Origin of the sequence: Bacteroides sp. UBA939 (genome assembly GCF_002293435.1) — a bacterium.
Taxonomy (GTDB): domain Bacteria; phylum Bacteroidota; class Bacteroidia; order Bacteroidales; family Bacteroidaceae; genus Bacteroides.
The window spans coordinates 1-2733 of sequence record NZ_DBDF01000105.1 but is presented as its reverse complement, the minus strand read 5'-3'; the positions used below and the strand labels follow the sequence as shown (position 1 = coordinate 2733).

The window sequence follows — 2733 nt, the reverse complement described above, 5'->3', positions numbered from 1 at the left end:
AAAATTTAAACAGGCTCTAAGTATATATAAACTAAGATATATAAACGGATAAAGAAACCTGTGTAGTCCGCGTAATCCGCGCCTAACTATTACATTACATTCAGTACTTGTTCCTTAATTTGTTCCAGTTCATCCTTCATCTGCACCACAATCTTCTGCATTTCGGCATGATTGGACTTACTGCCGAGCGTGTTGATTTCGCGCCCCATTTCCTGGGCTATGAAACCTAACTTCTTGCCTTGTCCGTTTCCGTTCTCCAATGTATTGATGAAGTATTTCAGATGATTGCTGAGGCGTTGTTTTTCCTCATTAATATCCAGTTTCTCAATGTGGTAGATAAGTTCCTGTTCCAGGCGATTCTTATCATAATCTACACTGATGGTCTTTTCCAAAGCATCCGTAATACGGTCTTTTATTTTCTCGATACGTTCTTTTTCGTAAGGATTGACCGCAGCCAGGAGATTAGCAATATTGGATATCTTCTCGCGGAACTTCTTCTCCAGAGCAGCCCCTTCCTGTTTACGGAAATCCGTCAGATGCCGGATAGCCTCGAGTACAGTGTCATACACAACTCTCCATTCCTCTTCACTCAACTCCTGCGCATCATTCTTAGTCATCACGTCCGGCAGGCGAAGCAAAGTAGAGAACCAGTCCTCGGGTACAGGAATACCGGTAGCTTCGGAGATAGTCCGGATACGCTCATAATAAGCCACAACCACATCCTGATTGATGGGGGTCACGAGTTCGCAGGCATCCTTTTTTTCAACCCACAGGCTGAAATCCACTTTCCCACGTTCCAGTACTTTGGCTATCTCGTTGCGGATTTCTATTTCTTTTTCCCGGTAGAGAGGAGCGATGCGGGTTGACAGATCCATCGCTTTACTATTGAGCGATTTGATTTCTACATTGATTTTCTTATCGGGCAGTTCAGCAGTCGCTTTACCGTAACCCGTCATGGATTGTATCATAAGATTCTTTTAGTTTTCCGCAAAATTACATGAATAATTTCATTAGTGAAAATTATTCATGAAATAAGTGATGCGCTTACCACTTACTCTTTACTCCAAATGCGTGTGTTCAGGTTCAGTTCATCAACAATAGCCAACAAAGATTGGAGTACTGCAAAATCCGATTTAAGGGTATTCAAATTATTCAAAGGACTCCACACGCTTACTTCAAACCGGTTTTTGGAATCCGGAATAGCAACCAGAATCGTAGAATTTCTAAAACTGAGGGTAATTCCTTTATCAAAAGTATTGTCCAGTTTCAACATTCTGTCCATCATAGCCGGAGTAATCAGGTAACGGGCTTCAATCTGATCGGTGGAAAAGACATCAAAAACCTTTTCAAATTCAGGGTTTTCCAGCTTTACTCTTGAGCCTCCCATATTAAACTTGAACAAACTATCCCGCACAACGGTGGTTTTTCCCCGAAATTCTTTATGAAAATCGGCAATGAAAAGAAATCCTTTGAAAATATCTACCCAGTAATGCTGCACTCCATTCTTGGTGGAACGAGTTCTACGCTCTTCAGCATGCACTTCTGAACAGACAAAACTGGTTTTATCCAAACAACCTGTAATCAAGTCTTCTGCATGATAACGGTCGGGAGAGATGAACAACCCACAATTTCTAAAAACACTTTCATCGACTCCCGAATGTGGAGAAAACGTTGCACCGGGACAAAAGGAACGGATAATTTCGTCTACCACTTTTTCCTTATAAAAAGAGGAGAGAATTTCCGACTTACTACTTATGCAACCAATAAAAATAACTACTGAAATAACAACTACTACTATAGCGTATAATAATTCTGCCTTCAATAACAGTAAGGCAATAATCCCTACTACCAGAAAAATGGCAGACCAAAGCAAGCCCTGAGAACGCCCTTTCTTTAAAAGCTCCTTACGTTTGTCCTCCAGAACCTGTAACGTAGGAGTCAGTTTCTGCACCAGGGCATCAAAGTCAACATTGTCCATTACCCGGTCACTTTATGAATTAAACAAATTCTTCACATTTGGAGTCGCACGTTCTGCCTCAGGAATTGTCAACACATCTTTTCTTGTAAAGCCAAACATGCCTGCCAGCAGATTCGTGGGGAACGTCTGGACTGCATTATTATAGTCGGTAACAGAAGCATTATAGGTACGGCGCGCAGCAGCCAGTTGCTCTTCCGTTTCATTCAGCGAACGCTGCAATTGAAGAAAGTTTTCGGATGCTTTTAATTCAGGATAGTTCTCAGCTACTGCAAAGAAATGGGTGCGAGCCTTAGAAAACGTCTTGTCAAAGTCCGCCTTTTCGCTGTCGTTAAGGGCAGTATAGGTTTTACTTCGCATTTCCGTTATTGCCGAGAAAGTACCGGCTTCATGTTTGGCATATTGTTGAACTGTTGCAACCAGATTAGGAATCAGGTCAAAGCGTTGTTTCAACATCACATCAATAGTGGAAAAGGCATTTTCTATTTGATTTTTCTTTCTCACCAACGAGTTGTACATAGAAATCACTACCAAAAGAAAAACTACAATAATAATAGCTATAATCATAATTTAGATACAACGACCTCCTTGTGCCGGTTATTTTACGTTAACGAATTCTGTACTTATTTCCTTAAAATGCAGAAGCAAAGATAGGAATAATTTAAAAACGTTCCTAATAATGCTGTAAAAAAGTAGGGCAACCGTACTTAGCCTGCATTATTCATAAGTGTCTCGTCATAAATGAGAATTTAGCGAAG

The 2733-nt window shown here is 40.7% G+C and carries 3 protein-coding genes; all 3 read right to left on the bottom strand.

What is annotated here, in order from left to right:
- Nucleotides 1-89 precede the first annotated feature (89 nt).
- Entirely contained in the window at nt 90-968 is an 879-nt protein-coding gene (locus B2Z67_RS07250) for a YicC/YloC family endoribonuclease (RefSeq protein WP_291529152.1), read from the bottom strand.
- 83 nt (nt 969-1051) lie between these two features.
- The gene (locus B2Z67_RS07245; RefSeq protein ID WP_291529151.1) at nt 1052-1978 is read right to left on the bottom strand and encodes a DUF3137 domain-containing protein; all 927 of its coding nucleotides are present in this window, start codon (nt 1976-1978) and stop codon (nt 1052-1054) included.
- Between the two features lie 12 nt (nt 1979-1990).
- Nucleotides 1991-2542 (bottom strand): LemA family protein, encoded by a 552-nt coding sequence (locus B2Z67_RS07240; RefSeq protein ID WP_291529150.1) that lies wholly within the window; start codon nt 2540-2542, stop codon nt 1991-1993.
- Nucleotides 2543-2733: the final 191 nt, after the last annotated feature.